Below are 13,172 nucleotides of genomic sequence, written 5' to 3'. Positions count from 1 at the left end.
CCAGGTTTAACACGATGAGGATAGTACAGGGTTTCGCTCTGTCCTACATCAACCGATACACTCTGTAACGATGAAGCAACGGGAATGGTTGACTTAGCAACAAGGAATTACAAAGAATTTCCGTGTGGCATTATTTTTCTGTAAGATGTATGGATGGAAGGAGTTTTGTCATGCCCTTGATCATCCTGATTGCCGCTCTCGTGACCCTGCGTGGGCTGGAAGTGTGGCGTTTTGCCGAGTTGTCCTGGTGGTATATCGTCGGGTTGATGGTGTTCGCCTTTATCTGGTTCGAGTTCATCGAGAAGATGCTGGGGCTGGACAAGAAGAAAGCGCATGATGTGCAGGACAAGAACCGGCAGGATCGGGTGAAACAGGCGTTCTTGAAGCGCAAATAACGGAAACGGCGGGTTGAACCGCCGTTTGTTTTTTTCCAGGCTGCTCATGCAAACTTGGGTCCCCGCGAAGGCGGGGACCCAAGTTTCTCAGCACACCACCTCAGTCCGTCACCGCCCCCTTACTCGCACTCGACGTCAGCTTCGCAAACTTCGCCAGCACCCCGCGCGTGTACTTCGGCGCCGGTTTCACCCAGGCCGCCCTCCTCCGCGCCAGCTCGTCCTCGGGCACGTTCAGCTGGATCAGCAACTGGTGCGCATCGATCGTCACCGAATCCCCTTCCCGCACCAGCGCGATCGTCCCGCCGTCGAAGGCTTCGGGCGACACGTGTCCCACCACCATCCCCCAGGTCCCCCCCGAAAAGCGCCCGTCCGTGATCAGGCCCACCGACTCGCCCAGCCCCTTGCCGATCAGTGCCGACGTCGGCGCCAGCATCTCCGGCATCCCCGGTCCGCCCTTGGGTCCCAGGTAGCGCAGCACCAGCACATCGCCCGGCTGGATCCCGTTCGCCAGGATCACGTCCATGGCCGACTGCTCGTCGTCGAACACCCGCGCCGGCCCCGTGATGGCCGGGTTCTTGAGGCCCGTGATCTTGGCCACCGCCCCGTCGGGCGCCAGGTTGCCCTTCAGGATCGCCAGGTGGCCCTCGTCGTACAGCGCCCGCGACAGCGGACGGATCACGTCCTGCCCCGCAGGCGGTTCGGATGGCACATCGGCCAGCTCCTCGGCCAGCGTGCGCCCCGTGATCGTCATGCAGCCGCCATGCAGCAGCCCGGCATCGAGCAGCAGCTTCATCACCTGGGGAATCCCGCCCGCGCGGTGCAGGTCGGTGGCCACGTACTCGCCCGAGGGCTTGAGATTGCAGATCACCGGGACCTTGCGCCGCACGCGCTCGAAGTCGTCGAGCGACCATTCCACCTCGGCGGCATGGGCGATGGCCAGGTAGTGCAGCACCGCGTTGGTGGACCCGCCGGTGGCCATGATCACCGCCACCGCGTTCTCGATGGATTCACGGGTGATGATGTCGCGCGGCTTGAGGTCGCGCTTGACCGCCTCGACCAGCACGCGCGCCGATTGCGCCGCCGAGCCGACCTTCTCGTCGTCCGGATTGGCCATGGTCGATGAATACAGCAGCGACATGCCCAGCGCCTCGAACGACGACGACATGGTGTTGGCCGTGTACATGCCGCCGCAGGAGCCGGATGAAGGACAGGCGTTGCGCTCGATGCCCTCGAAGTCCTCGCGCGTCATGCGCCCGGCCGTGAATTCGCCCACCGCCTCGAAGGCCGAGACGATGGTCAGGTCCTTGCCCTTCCAATGGCCCGGCTTGATCGTGCCGCCGTAGACGTAGATGCCGGGCACGTTCAGGCGCGCCAGCGCGATCATCCCACCGGGCATGTTCTTGTCGCAGCCGCCGATCACGACCACGCCGTCCATCCACTGGCCGTTGACGCAGGTCTCGATGCAGTCGGCGATCACCTCGCGCGAGATCAGCGAGAACTTCATGCCCTCGGTCCCCATCGACATGCCGTCCGAAATGGTCGGGGTGCCGAACACCTGCGGATTCGCACCGGCTTCCCTGACCGCGGCGATGGCCACGTCGGCCAGTTTCTGCAGGCCGGAATTGCAGGGCGTGATGGTCGAGTGGCCGTTGGCGACGCCGATCATCGGCTTCTCGAAGTCTTCCTCGCGATAACCCATCGCGTAGTACATCGAGCGGTTCGGGCTGCGGGCCACGCCTTCGGTGACGTGGCGGGAACGGCGGTTGTAGCGCGCTTGATCGGCCATGGCGGACTCCTTCAAGGACAGGCTGCCAGCATGCCTTGGCCTGGATGACAGGTCAAACCGGGCTGCGTGCGTGTAATATGCTGTTCGAATCACCGCCCTCAATCCATACACTGTACGTATCGATGACTCCGGAACTGCGCCAGCTGCGCCATTTCGTCACCGTCGCCGAAGAGCTGCACTTCGGCCGCGCCGCCGCGCGCCTGCACATGACCCAGCCGCCGCTGTCGCAGAGCATCGCCGGCCTGGAAGAGCTGCTGGGCGCGCCCCTGTTCCTGCGCAACCGGCGCCAGGTCACGCTCACGCCGGCCGGCAGCGCCCTGCTGCCGGAGGCGCGCCGCATCCTGGAGGAAGCCGGCGCCCTGCCCGAGCTGGTGCGCCGGGTCGCCTCGGGCGAGGCGGGACGCCTTGGCTTGTCCTTCGTCACCACCGCTGGCCTGTCGGTGCTGCCGGCCGTCCTGCGCCGCTACAGCGCCGCCTACCCGGCGGTGCGCATGGTGCTGCAGGAAGCGACTTCGGACGTCCAGTTCGAGGAGCTGCTGCAGGGCCGCATCGACGCCGGCTTCGTGATTCCGCCGCTGCCGCCCGACGACTTGCTGGAGTACCGCCGCATCGTCGAGGAGCCGCTGATCCTGTGCGCCCCCAGCGGGCTGGAAGCGCTGCGCGGGGAAGGACCGGTGCGCCTGCGCGACCTGCCGCCGCTGCCGCTGGTGATCTTCCCGCGCGCGGTGGCCCCGGCCCTGCACGACGCCATCCTCGCTTGCTTCCGGGCGGCCGGGGTGACGCCGGTGATCGGGCAGGAAGCGATCCAGATGCAGACCATCGTCAGCCTGGTCTCCGGCGGCATGGGCTTGGCACTTGTGCCACAATCCGTGTCGAACCTCATGCGTCCCGGCGTAGAATACCGTGCCCTGCTGGACGCCACTCCGCTGGCCGAGACCGGCCTGGCCTGGCGGCGCGACAATGCGTCCCCGGTGCTCAAGGGCTTTTTGAACCTCTTGTTTGAGACTGAATCGAAAGACTGACTATGCTTGTTCACCCGCAGCCGAACCCGATCGCGTTTTCCGTCGGCCCGGTCGACATCCACTGGTACGGCCTGATGTACGTGGTGGCCTTCGCCCAGTTCCTGTTGCTGGGCCGCCTGCGCATCCGCCAGCCGCACATCGCGGCGCAAGGCTGGACCAAGGACGACCTGGACGACATGCTGTTCTATGGCATGCTGGGCGTGATCCTGGGCGGGCGCCTGGGCGAAGTGCTGTTCTACCAGCCGCTCTACTTCCTCGAGCATCCGCTCGAGATCTTCATGGTCTGGAAAGGCGGCATGTCCTTCCATGGCGGCTTCCTGGGCGTCTTGATCGCCATGGCGCTGTGGGCGCACCGGCGCAAGCGCAACCTGCTGGACGTGTACGACTTCATCGCGCCGATGGTGCCGCTGGGGTACGCGGCTGGCCGCATCGGCAACTTCATCAATGCGGAGCTGCCGGGGCGCCTGGCCGATCCTTCGCTGCCCTGGGCCATGCTGTGGCCGGGCGTGGAAGGCCCGCGCCATCCGTCGCCGATCTACCAGTGCCTGGTCGATGGCGTGCTGGTGTTCCTGATCCTGTGGCCGTTCGCGCGCAAGGCGCGCCCGCGTCTCGCGGTGGGTGCGCTGTTCACGCTGCTGTATGGGTGCGCGCGCTTCTTTACCGAGTATTTCCGGGTGCCGGATTGGGAGATCAGCGTGGCGGGGCTGCCGATCACCTCGGGGCAGATGCTGTCGCTGCCGATGATTATCGCGGCGCTGGTGATGCTGGCGTGGGCGTACAAGCAGCCGGGGAATCGGGCGGTGCACGCTTAAAGTCAACTTGGGGGGGACAATGCCAGTGGCATTGTCCCCCCCAAGTTCGTAGAGCTGCCAATAAGCTTTCAGCTCACCGCCTTCCAGAACATATACGCCGCCAGCGCATACAGAATCACCGCAAACACCTTCTGCAGCTGCCGCACCGGCATCTTGTGCGCCGTCCTCGCCCCCAGCGGCGCCATGGTCACGCTGGCCAGCACGATGATGGCCAGCGCCGGCAGGTAGATGAAGCCCAGCGAATACGCCGGCAGCCCCGGTTCTCCCCACCCCCAATAGATATTCGACAGCGTCCCCGACAGCGCAATCGGGAACCCGAGCGCCGCGCTGGTGGCCACCGCATTGTGAATGCGCACGTTACACCAGGTCATGAAGGGCACGGACATGAAGCCCCCGCCCGCCCCCACGATCCCGGACAGCACGCCGATCCCGCCACCCACCGCGAACATCCCCGGCGCCTTGGGCAGCTCGCGCGTCCCTGCCGGCTTTTTCCCGACCAGCATCTGGGTCGCCGAGAAGGCCACGAACACGCCAAAGAAAATCGCCAGCACCGAGGAATTCATCTGCTTGCCGATCCACGGCCCGATCCAGGAACCGACCAGGATGCCCGGCGCCAGCAGCTTCACCACCCGCCACAGGATCGCCCCATGCGCATGGTGCGCGCGCATCGAGGACAGCGAGGTAAACAGGATGGTGGCTAGCGAGGTCGCGATCGCCATGTGCACCACCAGGTCGGGAGAGAAACCGCGCGCCGTGAAGATCATGGTAATGAAGGGCACCAGGATCATGCCGCCGCCGATGCCAAGCAGGCCCGCCGCGAAGCCGCCGAAAGTGCCCATCGCCAGCAGGGCCAGAATCAACCAGACGTCCATCACATTCCCTTGGCTGCCGGAGCGTGATCCGCAGGCGATGGTTCGACAAATAGACTTGCAAGCATTAATACACCAATAAAATTGAAATATGAAGAAAGCGCCAGGCGAATAAGCGGTTTATCCGGCGGGGGAAATGATGATGCATAAGGACCGGCATCGGCGAGACAAGCTGAATATGCCCGAGGCACAGTGTACCACCCGGTGCATCGGGCGATCCGCGCCAAGACTGCCAGGTTCTATTGCAACCATGCCATTTGCAATTCCCCTTGTATTCACAGGCGCCAGCGTAAATGCGCTGAAATATGCATGACGGTTCATTTCGCCATCCCGGCACGCATCGCATTCCTTCATTCCGATCCCCTCCGCATAACCTGAGGCTAAAACTGTTGTATCTGGCTTTTCTTCCTTGCGATGTTTTATTAGCGAATGCCATACTCGGGACATAACGCTAATACGCAGCGGCGGTCCTGATCGGATTCGTTGGATGCGAGTTTTTGAGAGACATTGCTTTGCGCGACACCGTCAGCACCTCGCATGATGATGCGAAAGACTCACCAGAGAAGCAGCCTTCCGAAACTGCCAAGCAGCCTTCCGAGCCTGTAGCCAAAACGCTGTTCCGCCAGCAGGCCGTCGAGCATGTGATGGTGCGCCAGTACGGCACCGTCATCCTGACCCGCCCGGTCAGCCATGCGGTCCTGACCGGCGTGTTCGTCACCCTGGCCCTGCTCTTGATCGCCTTCTTCGCCTTTTTCGAGACCACCCGCAAGGCTCACATCCAGGGCATGCTGGCCCCGGCCGCGGGCGTCACCCGGGTCTACTCGAACCAGGCCGGCGTCATCCGCGAAGTCCGCATCAAGGAAGGCCAGCAGGTACGCGAAGGCGATATCCTGTTCGTCGTGTCCAGCGAGCGCGGCAGCGCCGATCCACGCTCCACGGAAGCCCTGATCTCCGAATTGCTGGTGCGCCGCCGCGACAGCTTCCGTACCGAATTGCAGCAGGCGAAAGTGCAGGCCGGGCACCGCCGCACCGCCTTGCAGCAGCGCGCCAAGGACCTCGAAGGCGAGATCCAGCGCCTCGACAACCAGGCCCTGATGCAGAAGCAGCGCATCTCCCTGTCCGAGCAGACCGTGGCGCGCTTCGCCCAGCTGAAGGCGACCAACTACATCTCGGCGGCGCAGTTGCAAGAACGCGAAGCCGAACTGCTCGACCAGCGCCAGCGCCTGCTCGAAATCGACCGCGTTCGCTCCGCCACCCGGCGCGACCTGACGGCCACCCGGGCCGAGGAACAGGACATCGCGGTGCAGGCGCTGCGCGACGAGAACGCCTTGCGCCGCAACGCGACCACGCTCGAGCAGGACCTGACCGAGAACGAAGCGCGGCGCGAGATCCCGATCCGCGCGCACCTGAGCGGGACCGTCACCGCGATCACGGCCAACCTCGGCCAGACCGTGGGCGGCGCGACCTCGCTGGCCTCGATCCTCCCGGACGGCAGCAAGCTGGAAGCGGAAATGTACGTGCCTTCGCATGCGGTCGGCTTCATCAAGCCGGGCATGACGGCCCTGCTGCGCTACCAGGCCTTCCCTTACCAGAAGTTCGGCCAGCATCCGGCCCGGGTACGCGAAGTGGCCACCACCTCGGTGCGTCCGGACGAGCTGCCCACCTCGGCGGCGGCGCTGCCGGGCGCATCCCAGTCCGAGCCGGTGTACCGCATCCGCCTCGAGCTCGACAAGCAAACTGTCCAGGCCTACGGCGCGCCGATGCCGCTGCGCTCGGGCATGCTGGTCGACGCCAGCGTGCTGCTCGAGCGCCGCAAGCTCTACGAATGGGTGCTGGAGCCGCTGTTCAGCATTTCAGGCCGCCTGTAATCACACAAGCTTTTCTCAATCATCCGCTGGCCGCGGCGAGTGCGCCGCGTCCAGCCCAGCGTGATCGCCATCGAGTATGCAATTTCCTCTTCTTTCCCAGCTAGCCTTCTGGAACACCCGCCGCCTGCCGGTGCTGCTGCAGACCGAGGGCGCCGAATGCGGCCTCGCCTGCGTCGCCATGGTCGCCAGCTACTGGGGCCACCAGATCGACATCCCGAGCATGCGCCGCCGTTTCGCGGTGTCGATGAAGGGCGTCAACCTGAAGGGCCTGATGGCCATGGCCACCGGCCTGTCGCTGCAAACGCGCCCGCTCAAGCTGGACCTGCAGCACCTGCCGGAACTGAAGCTGCCCTGCATCCTGCACTGGGACCTGAACCACTTCGTGGTCCTCAAGTCGGTGTCGGCCAGCCATGTCGTGGTCCACGATCCGGCCGTGGGCGAACGGCGCATGCCGATGGCGGAATTCGCCAAGCACTTCACCGGCATCGCGCTCGAGCTGACGCCGACCGCGCAGTTCGAAGCCAGGGAAGAACGCCAGCAATTCTCGCTGATCTCGCTGATGGGACGGGTGGTCGGCCTGCGCCGCGGCCTGCTGCAGATCCTGGCGCTCGGCCTGGCCCTGCAGGTGTGCGCGCTGATCGCGCCCTTCTACATGCAGTGGATCGTCGACGAAGCCCTGCTGGCCTCGGACCGCGACCTGATCACGGTGCTGGGCTGCGGCTTCCTGCTGCTGGTGCTGCTGCAGACCGCGATCGGGGCGGTCCGCTCCTGGGTCACCACGGTGCTGTCCACCAGCCTGAACCTGCAATGGCTGGGCAACGCCTTCGCCCACCTGCTCAAGCTGCCCCTGCCCTATTTCGAGAAGCGCCACACCGGCGACATCGTGTCGCGCTTCAGTTCGATCCAGCGCATCCAGACCAGCCTCACGACCCAGTTCGTCGAAGGCGTCATCGACGGCGTGCTGGTGCTGGGCACCCTGATCATGATGCTCCTGTATAGCACCACCCTGGCGGCCGTGGCCTGCGTGGCGGTGGTCCTGTACGCGCTGCTGCGCTGGTCGATGTACCGCCCGCTGCGCGACGCCAACTCGGAACAGATCATCCACGCCGCCAAGCAGCAAAGCCATTTCATGGAGACGGTGCGCGGCATGCAGAGCATCCGCCTGTTCGGCCGCAGCGAAGAGCGCCGTTCGGGCTGGATGAATTCGCTGACCGATGAATTCAACGCCCAGCTGCGCATCGCCAAGCTGTCGGTCTCCTACCAGACCGCCAACACCCTGCTGTTCAGCGGCGAACGCGTGATCGTGATCTGGCTCGCGGCCCTGGCCGTGCTCAGTAACGAGTTCTCGATCGGGATGGTGTTCGCCTTCATCAGCTACAAGGACCAGTTCAGCCAGCGCATGGCGAGCCTGATCGACAAGCTGTTCGAACTGCGGATGATGCGCCTGCACGGCGAGCGCGTGGCCGACATCGTGCTGGCCGAAGCGGAACGCGACGACGAGGTCGCCGAGGTCGACGCCAGCCACATCATGCCGGCGATCGAGATCAAGAACCTGAGCTTCCGCTATTCCGACAGCGAACCCGAGGTCGTGCGCGGCCTCAACCTCAGTATCCCCGCCGGGCAGTGCGTGGCGATCACCGGCCCTTCGGGCTGCGGCAAGACGACCCTGATGAAGCTGCTGCTTGGCCTGCTCACGCCGACCGGCGGCGAGATCCGCGTGGGCGGCGTGCCCCTCGGTTCGCTCGGGCTGGGGAATTACCGCCACATGCTGGGGACGGTGATGCAGGACGACACCCTGTTCGCCGGTTCGATCGCCGACAACATCAGCTTCTTCGATCCCCTGGTCGACATGCAGCGCGTCTACGGCTGCGCCGAACTGGCCGCCATCGCGCCCGAGATCGCCGCCATGCCGATGGCCTTCAACACCCTGGTCGGCGACATCGGCACCGGCCTGTCGGGCGGCCAGAAGCAGCGCATCCTGCTGGCGCGCGCGCTGTACAAGAATCCGAAGATCCTGGTGCTGGATGAAGCGACCAGCCACCTGGACGTGTGGAACGAGCAGGCCGTGAACCAGGCGATCGCCAAGATCCCGCTCACCCGCATCATCGTGGCCCACCGCCCGGAGACGATCAACATGGCGCAGCGCGTGATCGTGCTGCAGAACGGCCAGGTGCTCCAGGACGTCACCAAGCCTGTGCCCGAGGACAAGCAGGCCGCTTGATCGGGCCTCAGGCCTTGAACAAGCCTTCGATGAAGCGCCACTCGGCGGCTTCCACCGGCGAGACCGACAGGCGGCTGCCTTTCGCCAGCAGCTTCATCCCCTCCAGCTCGGGATGGCTTTTCAGCTCGCCCAGGGGCAGCAGGCGGGTCTTCTTCACGTAGCGGATCTCGACCGAGAGCCACCTGGGGTTTTCCGGCGTGGCCTTGGGGTCGAAATAGCGGCTGCTTTCGTCGAACTGGGTCGGGTCCGGATACGTGGTGCCGACGATCTCGACGACGCCGGCGATGCCGATCTCGGCGCAGCTGGAGTGGTAGAAGAAGGCCAGGTCGCCCACCTGCATCTCGCGCAGGAAGTTCCTTGCCTGGTAATTGCGGATGCCGGTCCATGCGAAGCTGCGCGCCGGTTCCGCGGCGATGTCGTCGATGCTGATGTCGTCCGGCTCGGATTTGAGCAGCCAATAGCGCATGGCGCCTCCTGACAAAAACAAACGCGCCGGTGGCGGCGCGCAAAAGAAAAGCGGTTGCGTACCGAGTGCGCAACCGCCTGTGTATTGTTGCCCCGCCTGTGCCGTTTCTGCCGGCATCCCGAACCAGAACGGTTCAAGGTGGTCGCGGTCAGATCAATTTCGGGTTCGTCGGACTAGCGACGCTCACGCCCATCGAACGTGTTCCACAACCTATGCGTAAGAATGGTTCAAGGAATATATGGCAAATCTCGAACACCGCAGGGTAGTGCGCAGTTTACTCCCTTGGCCCGGCATGTCAAACGGTTTTGACCGTCAGGACAGATTTTCCTGCGGAGCGAGGGCCTTATCCAGCACCGTGTGCATGGCTTCCAGCTTCTGCTTGACTTCGAGGATGGACATGTCCGACAGCGGGCCCTGGGGCGATTTCACCGACAGGAATTCGGCCGCGACCGACAGCGCGGCCATGACGGCGATGCGGTCCGTGCCCTTGACCTTGCCCGAATCGCGCAGCGCGCACATCTTGCCGTCGAGGTAATGGACGGCTTCGCGCAGGGTGCGCTCCTCGCCCTCGCGGCAGGCCAGGCGGTAGGGCTGGCCCATGATGGTGACGTCGAGATGGATCATTGGGTGGCCTCGCTTTCGTCCGCACCGCCCTCGTCCGCCTCAGGGGCCGGCGGCAGCTGCCCGAGCAGCGCTTCCACGCGGCGCTGGGCTTCCTGCAGCCGCTCCTTGAAGGCGACGTTCTCGACGCTCAGCAAGTGGTTGGCCTGGCGCAGCAGGTAATTCTCGGCACGCAGCGACTGGGTCAGCTGGGCGAGCCGGTCGATTTTGTCTGAGAGGTCTTGGAATTCGGAAATCATTCGACACTATAGGACTGAGATGGTTTTTCCGTCAACCGAATCGCTGCACAAATGTCAATACCAGCCGGTGCGGCGAACTCTGCGGCACATGCGTGCGGCATGAAAGCGCAGCAGGGTGTACCCTGCCCGGCTTGGCAGTCAGGCAAGTGCCAGGAGCGGGCACATCCCTCCATTAGATTGTGCCATCGCAAAAAGATCAGTTAAACAAGCCACACTGTGGCTTGAAATGACAAATTATCGTCCCTATAATTAGCACTCGTTAGTAGAGAGTGCTAACAACTCTTTGCAGCCGACGCAGTCAGGCGACAAAACCTGATGCGGGGGCAATTGATAGCTAGTCAAACCATTGAAAGATAAGGAGTTTTGCATGAACCTTCGTCCTCTGCACGATCGCGTTATCGTGAAGCGTCTCGACCAGGAAACCAAGACCGCATCCGGCCTGATCATCCCTGATGCAGCCGCCGAGAAGCCGGACCAGGGTGAGGTGCTCGCCGTCGGCAACGGCAAAGTGCAGGATAACGGCCAGGTTCGTCCGCTGGAAGTGAAGGTCGGCGACCGCGTCCTGTTCGGCAAGTACTCCGGCCAGGCCGTCAAGGTCAACGGCGAAGAACTGCTGGTGATGCGCGAAGAAGACATCATGGCCGTCGTGGCACAGTAATCCCCTCCCTGACACACATTCACGAATCATTCGGAGATACAGAACATGGCAGCTAAAGAAGTAGTGTTTGGCGATATCGCACGCGCCAAGATGGTTGAAGGCGTCAACGTCCTGGCCAACGCGGTCAAGGTCACCCTGGGCCCGAAAGGCCGCAACGTCGTGCTGGAGCGCTCGTTCGGCGCCCCGACCGTGACCAAGGACGGCGTCTCGGTCGCCAAAGAGATCGAACTGAAAGACAAGCTCCAGAACATGGGCGCGCAGATGGTCAAGGAAGTCGCTTCGAAGACCAGCGACAACGCCGGTGACGGCACCACCACCGCGACCGTGCTGGCACAAGCCATCGTCCGCGAAGGCATGAAGTTCGTTGCCGCCGGCATGAACCCGATGGACCTGAAGCGCGGCATCGACAAGGCCGTCGCAGCGACCGTCGAAGAGCTGAAGAAGATCGCCAAGCCGACCACCACCTCGAAGGAAATCGCCCAGGTTGGCGCCATCTCGGCCAACTCGGAAACCTCGATCGGCGAGCGCATCGCCGAGGCGATGGAAAAAGTCGGCAAGGAAGGCGTCATCACCGTCGAAGACGGCAAGTCGCTGAACGACGAACTGGACATCGTGGAAGGCATGCAGTTCGACCGCGGCTACCTGTCGCCGTACTTCATCAACAACCCGGACAAGCAAGTCGCCGTCCACGAGAATCCGTTCGTCCTGCTGTGCGACAAGAAGATCTCGAACATCCGCGACCTGCTGCCGGTGCTGGAGCAAGTGGCCAAGGCCGGCCGTCCGCTGGTGATCATCGCTGAAGACATCGAAGGCGAAGCCCTGGCGACCCTGGTGGTCAACAACATCCGTGGCATCCTGAAGACCGTCGCCGTCAAGGCTCCGGGCTTCGGCGACCGCCGCAAGGCCATGCTGGAAGACATCGCCATCCTGACCGGTGGCCAGGTGATCGCCGAAGAAGTCGGCCTGACCCTGGAAAAGGTGACCCTGCAGGAACTGGGCCAGGCCAAGCGCATCGAAGTGGGCAAGGAAAACACCATCATCATCGACGGCGCCGGTTCGGCTGAAGCGATCGAAGCGCGCGTCAAGATGGTCCGCGTCCAGATCGAAGAAGCGACCTCGGACTACGACCGTGAAAAGCTGCAAGAGCGCGTGGCCAAGCTGGCCGGCGGCGTTGCCGTGATCCGCGTCGGTGCAGCCACCGAAGTCGAGATGAAAGAGAAGAAGGCACGCGTGGAAGACGCGCTGCACGCAACCCGCGCCGCCGTTGAAGAAGGCATCGTCCCGGGCGGCGGCGTGGCACTGCTGCGCGCACGCGCTTCGCTGGACATCAAGGGCGACAACCCGGACCAGGACGCAGGCATCAAGATCGTCCTGCGCGCCATGGAAGAGCCGCTGCGCATGATCGTCCAGAACGCCGGCGAAGAGCCGTCGGTCGTGGTCGCCGCCGTCCTGAACGGCTCGGGCAACTACGGCTACAACGCCGCCAACGGCACCTACGGCGACATGGTCGAAATGGGCGTGCTGGATCCGGCCAAGGTCACCCGCTCGGCGCTGCAGAACGCAGCATCGATCGCCGGCCTGATGCTGACCACCGACTGCATGGTCTCGGAAGTCGTTGAAGACAAGCCGGCCGGCGGTATGGGCGGCATGGGCGGTATGGGTGGCATGGGCGGCATGGACGGCATGATGTAATTTGCCCCCGGCGGCCAGGCGCGGGCAACCGCGCCATCCTCCACAAGAAAGCCCGCAAGGTTCGCGCCTTGCGGGCTTTCTGCTTTGTGCAGGCTAGGCGCGTACAGGCGCGGCATCGCGGCGCGCCACCGGTTTCGCCGGCAAGGCGCCGGCGCCGTCGCCGACCAGGAGATGGATGACCGAGACGGCCGCCAGGAACAGCGCGTAGCCGTTGCCGGCCGGGCCGGGAAGCGCATCGGCCAGCAGGGCCAGCATGGCGAAGGACGCCGCGCGGCCATGGAAGCCGAACAGGAGCAGCAGTCCGCCCGCCAGCTCCAGCAGCCCCGCCGGCCAGGTCAAGGGGGTGGGCATCCCCTGCTCCGCCAGGAAGACGGCGATGCCGGGTGCCAGGAAGGCCGCCAGGGTCAGGCAAGCGTGGGCCAGCCACACGGCGCCGAGGAAGAGACGCAGCAGCAGTGCGGCGGTCGATAAGGTACGAGAGTCGTTCATGATGGCTCCTTGGGTCGCTGGTTGAGATGGGATG

The 13,172-nt window shown here is 64.1% G+C and carries 13 protein-coding genes and 1 other RNA gene; 7 read left to right on the top strand and 7 right to left on the bottom strand.

Going from position 1 to position 13,172, the window contains the following annotated elements:
- Nucleotides 1–170 precede the first annotated feature (170 nt).
- Nucleotides 171–395, top strand: a complete 225-nt coding sequence (locus J8847_RS14975; RefSeq protein WP_211525513.1) for a TIGR04438 family Trp-rich protein — start codon at nt 171–173, stop codon at nt 393–395.
- Between the two features lie 100 nt (nt 396–495).
- On the opposite strand, the gene ilvD is transcribed toward J8847_RS14975, so the two are convergent.
- Entirely contained in the window at nt 496–2,181 is a 1,686-nt protein-coding gene (gene ilvD, locus J8847_RS14970; protein ID WP_211525512.1) for a dihydroxy-acid dehydratase, read from the bottom strand.
- Between the two features lie 122 nt (nt 2,182–2,303).
- Here ilvD and J8847_RS14965 point away from each other — a divergent pair, with 122 nt between their 5' ends.
- Nucleotides 2,304–3,203, top strand: coding sequence for a LysR family transcriptional regulator (locus tag J8847_RS14965; RefSeq protein WP_211525511.1), 900 nt, complete (start codon nt 2,304–2,306; stop codon nt 3,201–3,203).
- Between the two features lie 2 nt (nt 3,204–3,205).
- On the top strand, nt 3,206–4,015 hold the full coding sequence (lgt, locus tag J8847_RS14960) for a prolipoprotein diacylglyceryl transferase (RefSeq protein WP_211525510.1): 810 nt from the start codon (nt 3,206–3,208) through the stop codon (nt 4,013–4,015).
- A gap of 68 nt (nt 4,016–4,083) precedes the next feature.
- On the opposite strand, the gene J8847_RS14955 is transcribed toward lgt, so the two are convergent.
- Complete coding sequence (locus J8847_RS14955; protein WP_211525509.1) at nt 4,084–4,887, bottom strand: sulfite exporter TauE/SafE family protein; 804 nt, start codon at nt 4,885–4,887, stop codon at nt 4,084–4,086.
- 494 nt (nt 4,888–5,381) lie between these two features.
- Here J8847_RS14955 and J8847_RS14950 point away from each other — a divergent pair, with 494 nt between their 5' ends.
- The gene (locus tag J8847_RS14950) at nt 5,382–6,752 is read left to right on the top strand and encodes an HlyD family secretion protein (RefSeq protein ID WP_229512864.1); all 1,371 of its coding nucleotides are present in this window, start codon (nt 5,382–5,384) and stop codon (nt 6,750–6,752) included.
- Nucleotides 6,753–6,828: 76 nt separating this feature from the next.
- Nucleotides 6,829–8,973: a peptidase domain-containing ABC transporter gene (locus J8847_RS14945; protein ID WP_211525508.1), complete on the top strand. Its 2,145-nt coding sequence runs from the start codon at nt 6,829–6,831 to the stop codon at nt 8,971–8,973.
- Nucleotides 8,974–8,980: 7 nt separating this feature from the next.
- Here J8847_RS14945 and J8847_RS14940 read toward each other — a convergent pair whose 3' ends face one another.
- From J8847_RS14940 to J8847_RS14925, 4 genes are all read right to left on the bottom strand, one after another.
- On the bottom strand, nt 8,981–9,439 hold the full coding sequence (locus J8847_RS14940; protein WP_211525507.1) for an EVE domain-containing protein: 459 nt from the start codon (nt 9,437–9,439) through the stop codon (nt 8,981–8,983).
- Between the two features lie 85 nt (nt 9,440–9,524).
- Nucleotides 9,525–9,706, bottom strand: a non-coding RNA gene (gene ssrS, locus J8847_RS14935) — 6S RNA.
- A gap of 45 nt (nt 9,707–9,751) precedes the next feature.
- A complete protein-coding gene (locus J8847_RS14930; RefSeq protein WP_211525506.1) occupies nt 9,752–10,063 on the bottom strand; it encodes a cell division protein ZapA in 312 nt (103 codons plus the stop codon).
- A complete protein-coding gene (locus J8847_RS14925; protein WP_211525505.1) occupies nt 10,060–10,299 on the bottom strand; it encodes a hypothetical protein in 240 nt (79 codons plus the stop codon). Before J8847_RS14925 ends, J8847_RS14930 begins: the two co-directional genes overlap by 4 nt.
- A 367-nt stretch (nt 10,300–10,666) precedes the next feature.
- On the opposite strand from J8847_RS14925, the gene groES reads away from it, so the two are divergent.
- Both groES and groL read left to right on the top strand, forming a co-directional pair.
- Complete coding sequence (groES, locus tag J8847_RS14920; protein WP_005665652.1) at nt 10,667–10,957, top strand: co-chaperone GroES; 291 nt, start codon at nt 10,667–10,669, stop codon at nt 10,955–10,957.
- A gap of 45 nt (nt 10,958–11,002) precedes the next feature.
- Complete coding sequence (gene groL / locus J8847_RS14915; RefSeq protein ID WP_211525504.1) at nt 11,003–12,649, top strand: chaperonin GroEL; 1,647 nt, start codon at nt 11,003–11,005, stop codon at nt 12,647–12,649.
- A 93-nt stretch (nt 12,650–12,742) separates the two neighbouring features.
- On the opposite strand, the gene J8847_RS14910 is transcribed toward groL, so the two are convergent.
- Entirely contained in the window at nt 12,743–13,138 is a 396-nt protein-coding gene (locus J8847_RS14910; RefSeq protein WP_211525503.1) for a DoxX family membrane protein, read from the bottom strand.
- Nucleotides 13,139–13,172: the final 34 nt, after the last annotated feature.

Source organism: Massilia sp. AB1 (assembly GCF_018119385.1).
Classification (GTDB): Bacteria; Pseudomonadota; Gammaproteobacteria; order Burkholderiales; family Burkholderiaceae_D; genus Telluria.
Note: the sequence above shows the minus strand (reverse complement) of the source record. Positions and strands in the feature narration are given on the sequence as shown.

Bases quoted from the DNA above. Each gene is read 5' to 3' on its own strand.
- ilvD (WP_211525512.1), bottom strand. From the start codon at position 2,181: ATGGCCGATCAAGCGCGCTACAACCGCCGTTCCCGCCACGTCACCGAA.
- J8847_RS14965 (WP_211525511.1), top strand. From the start codon at position 2,304: ATGACTCCGGAACTGCGCCAGCTGCGCCATTTCGTCACCGTCGCCGAA.
- groL (WP_211525504.1), top strand. From the start codon at position 11,003: ATGGCAGCTAAAGAAGTAGTGTTTGGCGATATCGCACGCGCCAAGATG.
- groES (WP_005665652.1), top strand. From the start codon at position 10,667: ATGAACCTTCGTCCTCTGCACGATCGCGTTATCGTGAAGCGTCTCGAC.
- J8847_RS14930 (WP_211525506.1), bottom strand. From the start codon at position 10,063: ATGATCCATCTCGACGTCACCATCATGGGCCAGCCCTACCGCCTGGCC.
- J8847_RS14955 (WP_211525509.1), bottom strand. From the start codon at position 4,887: ATGGACGTCTGGTTGATTCTGGCCCTGCTGGCGATGGGCACTTTCGGC.
- J8847_RS14925 (WP_211525505.1), bottom strand. From the start codon at position 10,299: ATGATTTCCGAATTCCAAGACCTCTCAGACAAAATCGACCGGCTCGCC.
- J8847_RS14940 (WP_211525507.1), bottom strand. From the start codon at position 9,439: ATGCGCTATTGGCTGCTCAAATCCGAGCCGGACGACATCAGCATCGAC.
- J8847_RS14910 (WP_211525503.1), bottom strand. From the start codon at position 13,138: ATGAACGACTCTCGTACCTTATCGACCGCCGCACTGCTGCTGCGTCTC.
- J8847_RS14975 (WP_211525513.1), top strand. From the start codon at position 171: ATGCCCTTGATCATCCTGATTGCCGCTCTCGTGACCCTGCGTGGGCTG.
- lgt (WP_211525510.1), top strand. From the start codon at position 3,206: ATGCTTGTTCACCCGCAGCCGAACCCGATCGCGTTTTCCGTCGGCCCG.
- J8847_RS14945 (WP_211525508.1), top strand. From the start codon at position 6,829: ATGCAATTTCCTCTTCTTTCCCAGCTAGCCTTCTGGAACACCCGCCGC.